This is a genomic window from Nitrosomonas eutropha (assembly GCF_900116685.1).
GTDB lineage: Bacteria > Pseudomonadota > Gammaproteobacteria > Burkholderiales > Nitrosomonadaceae > Nitrosomonas > Nitrosomonas eutropha_A.
The window spans coordinates 1-3,607 of the sequence record NZ_FPBL01000026.1 but is presented as its reverse complement, the minus strand read 5'-3'; the positions used below and the strand labels follow the sequence as shown (position 1 = coordinate 3,607).

The 3,607-nt window shown below is 53.1% G+C and carries 3 protein-coding genes; all 3 read left to right on the top strand.

What is annotated here, in order from left to right; translation table 11 throughout:
- Positions 1-7 precede the first annotated feature (7 nt).
- Entirely contained in the window at positions 8-1,720 is a 1,713-nt protein-coding gene (locus tag BM331_RS11295; protein ID WP_074929561.1) for a multiheme c-type cytochrome, read from the top strand.
- Entirely contained in the window at positions 1,717-2,835 is a 1,119-nt protein-coding gene (gene haoB, locus BM331_RS11290; protein WP_074929560.1) for a hydroxylamine oxidation protein HaoB, read from the top strand. Before BM331_RS11295 ends, haoB begins: the two co-directional genes overlap by 4 nt.
- A gap of 61 nt (positions 2,836-2,896) precedes the next feature.
- Positions 2,897-3,604: a cytochrome c-550 CycA gene (gene cycA, locus BM331_RS11285; protein WP_074929559.1), complete on the top strand. Its 708-nt coding sequence runs from the start codon at positions 2,897-2,899 to the stop codon at positions 3,602-3,604.
- The last annotated feature ends 3 nt before the right edge of the window (positions 3,605-3,607 follow it).

Here is a 3,607-nt window from a genome sequence, read left to right as displayed (position 1 = left end):
GAGAGAGATGAGACTAGGGGAGTATTTGAAGGGGATGCTGCTATGTGCGGGCCTGCTGCTGATTGGGCCGGTACAGGCGGACATATCGACGGTGCCGGATGAGACGTATGAAGCGTTGAAGCTGGATCGGAGTAAAGCTACGCCGAAAGAGACCTATGAAGCGCTGGTGAAGCGTTACAAGGATCCTGCGCATGGAGCTGGCAAGGGCACGAAGGGAGACTACTGGGAGCCTATAGCACTCAGTATCTACATGGATCCGAGTACTTTTTACAAACCACCGGTTTCCCCGAAAGAAATTGCAGAACGCAAAGACTGCGTCGAATGCCACTCGGACGAGACACCGGTATGGGTAAGAGCATGGAAACGCAGCACCCACGCCAATCTGGACAAAATACGCAACCTCAAGCCGGAAGATCCTCTTTTTTACAAAAAGGGCAAGCTGGAAGAAGTTGAGCACAACCTGCGCTCTATGGGCAAACTTGGAGAAAAAGAAACGCTCAAGGAAGTAGGCTGTATTGACTGTCACGTTGACATCAACGCCAAAAATAAAGCGGATCACACCAAAGACGTACGTATGCCCACAGCTGACGTTTGCGGAACCTGTCACCTGAGAGAATTTGCCGAGCGTGAATCCGAGCGTGACACCATGATCTGGCCGAATGGCCAATGGCCTGATGGACGTCCCTCGCACGCACTGGACTACACCGCCAACATTGAAACCACCGTTTGGGCAGCCATGCCGCAACGTGAAGTGGCAGAAGGTTGCACCATGTGCCACACCAACCAGAACAAATGCGACAACTGCCACACCCGTCATGAATTTTCGGCGGCAGAATCACGCAAACCGGAAGCCTGTGCCACCTGTCACAGTGGCGTGGACCATAACAACTATGAAGCCTACGTTATGTCCAAGCACGGCAAGCTCGCTGAAATGAACCGGGAAAACTGGAACTGGAATGTTCGTCTGAAAGACGCCTTCTCCAAAGGCGGCCAGACTGCACCGACCTGTGCAGCCTGCCACATGGAATACGAAGGGGAATATACCCATAACATCACTCGCAAGACCCGCTGGGCAAACTACCCGTTTGTTCCGGGGATTGCTGAGAACATCACCAGCGACTGGTCAGAAGCTCGCCTGGATTCCTGGGTTGTGACCTGTACCCAATGTCACTCGGAACGGTTTGCCCGCTCCTACCTGGATCTCATGGACAAAGGTACCCTGGAAGGACTGGCTAAATACCAGGAAGCCAACGCCATTGTTCACAAAATGTATGAAGACGGCACGCTGACCGGTCAGAAGACCAACCGTCCGAATCCACCGGCTCCGGAAAATCCTGGTTTTGGTATCTTCACCCAACTGTTCTGGTCCAAGGGTAACAATCCTGCCTCACTGGAACTGAAAGTTCTGGAAATGGCAGAAAACAACCTGGCCAAAATGCACGTGGGACTGGCGCACGTTAATCCGGGTGGCTGGACTTATACCGAAGGCTGGGGTCCGATGAACCGTGCCTATGTTGAAATTCAGGATGAATACACTAAAATGCAGGAAATGACAGCACTGCAGGCACGTGTAAACAAACTGGAAGGAAAAAAAACCAGTCTGCTTGACCTCAAAGGAGCGGGAGAAAAAATCTCGCTGGGAGGACTGGGAGGTGGCATGTTGCTGGCAGGGGCGATTGCTCTGATTGGCTGGCGCAAACGTAAGCAAACACAAGCTTGACCACTTCGTTGACCCCAAACCGGCGCGCGCAGTCGCGCTGGTTTGACCGACTCCTCCCGTCACTGGGGATATTACTGGTGACGGGAGGTTTGGTTTTACTGGCCTGGTACGCCTGGTTGCTACTGACGCCAGATGAGGCTCCCTATCGTTACCAGCTGGCTGCCACCGGCAAGGTGGACGACTATCCTGAGCTGGAACTGGAAGCCTGGCCGGATCTGACCATCAACCAGTACGACATTCACCTGGAAGGAACGGATCAACCGATAGCGCAAGCCTGGTTTGGTCAGCGTGCAAACTCGCCGCAGGTATTGCTCAACTGGAAGAACGAGACCAGAGAACCCCTGCTGGCACTGGATCAGAAAGCTACTGAACTCAGTGCGCTTGCAACGGCAATAGACAAATACGCCCCGCGAGATGCCCTGCTGCTCAGCTGGTGGGATACCTCACGCCAACTGGCCCTGCTAACCGGACGAGACGTACTGTTTCACAGCACATTGCACGAACCCCTGATCATTCCACCGGAATGGCAACCGCATGCGCAAGCGATCCGCGCGTATGAAAACGAACAAACAAGCGCTCCGGCAGACCCGCGAGAACGTGAACTATTTCTGCGTTTTACGCAAAGCCTGCTCAATCCGCTGGCCGATGGCCTGACTGATTTGCGCCAACTGGCCGGTACACGCGATGCTTACCTGATCGTGCACATCAGCGACCTGTACAAACTGGGTCTGCTGTACCCTGACAAATTTGGCATTGCCTATAAACCCTACCGCCTGACCGGTAACCTGCATGGCATGATCAGTCATGTCAAGACCGAGATGAGCAACCACGGCTACTACGCTTACACCGTGCAATCGTTATCGGACGAACTGATTCGCGCCTTCTTTCTGACAGATGAGGTCAGTTACAACACCCTGCTGGCCAGGCTGCTGCCGTTTACCAGCCAGCCTTCTCCGCTGGAGCTCACCTCCCCGCGACTGATCTACCAGCAAGGAGGATACTGGGTCTATCAACTGACAGAAAAGGCCCCGGCGCAAATACAGCACAATCTGCAACCGAGCCCGGAGCATGATAAAACGACGGATTCAACCCATCTGACTGATCAGGTACAATAACAGTCGGCAAGACAAAAGAATTGTAATCAGTGTTCAAACACCTAAAACAAGAGGAGAGATCATGAAAATAATGATAGCCTGCGGACTGGTTGCTGCAGCCCTGTTCACCCTGACAAGTGGACAGAGTCTGGCAGCGGATGCTCCGTTTGAAGGCCGTAAAAAGTGCAGTTCCTGCCACAAACCACAAGCTCAATCGTGGAAACATACTGCCCACGCCAAGGCGATGGAATCGCTCAAACCCAATGTCAAAGTGGAAGCCAAACAAAAGGCCAAACTGGATCCTGCCAAAGACTACACCCAGGACAAAGACTGCGTAGGTTGCCACGTGGATGGATTTGGCCAGAAAGGCGGCTACACGATCGAATCCCCCAAACCCATGCTGACTGGCGTAGGCTGTGAATCCTGTCACGGGCCTGGACGTAAATACCGGGGAGATCACCGCAAGGCTGGTCAGGTATTTGAGAAATCGGGCAAGAAAGCACCGCGCAAGACCCTGGCAAGCAAGGGCCAGGATTTTAGTTTTGAAGAACGCTGCAGCGCCTGCCATCTGAACTATGAAGGTTCCCCCTGGAAAGGAGCCAAGGCGCCTTATACCCCGTTCACCCCGGAAGTAGATGCGAAATACACCTTCAAGTTTGACGAGATGGTAAAAGATGTCAAAGCCATGCACGAGCATTACAAACTGGATGGCGTATTTGACGGAGAGCCTAAATTCAAGCTCCATGACGAATTCCAGGCCAGCGCTAAAACTGCCAAAAAAGGAAAATAGAGA

What these genes read in the sequence shown, in the direction of transcription:
- BM331_RS11295 (WP_074929561.1), top strand. Translation starts at nt 8, where the DNA reads ATGAGACTAGGGGAGTATTTGAAGGGGATGCTGCTATGTGCGGGCCTG.
- cycA (WP_074929559.1), top strand. Translation starts at nt 2,897, where the DNA reads ATGAAAATAATGATAGCCTGCGGACTGGTTGCTGCAGCCCTGTTCACC.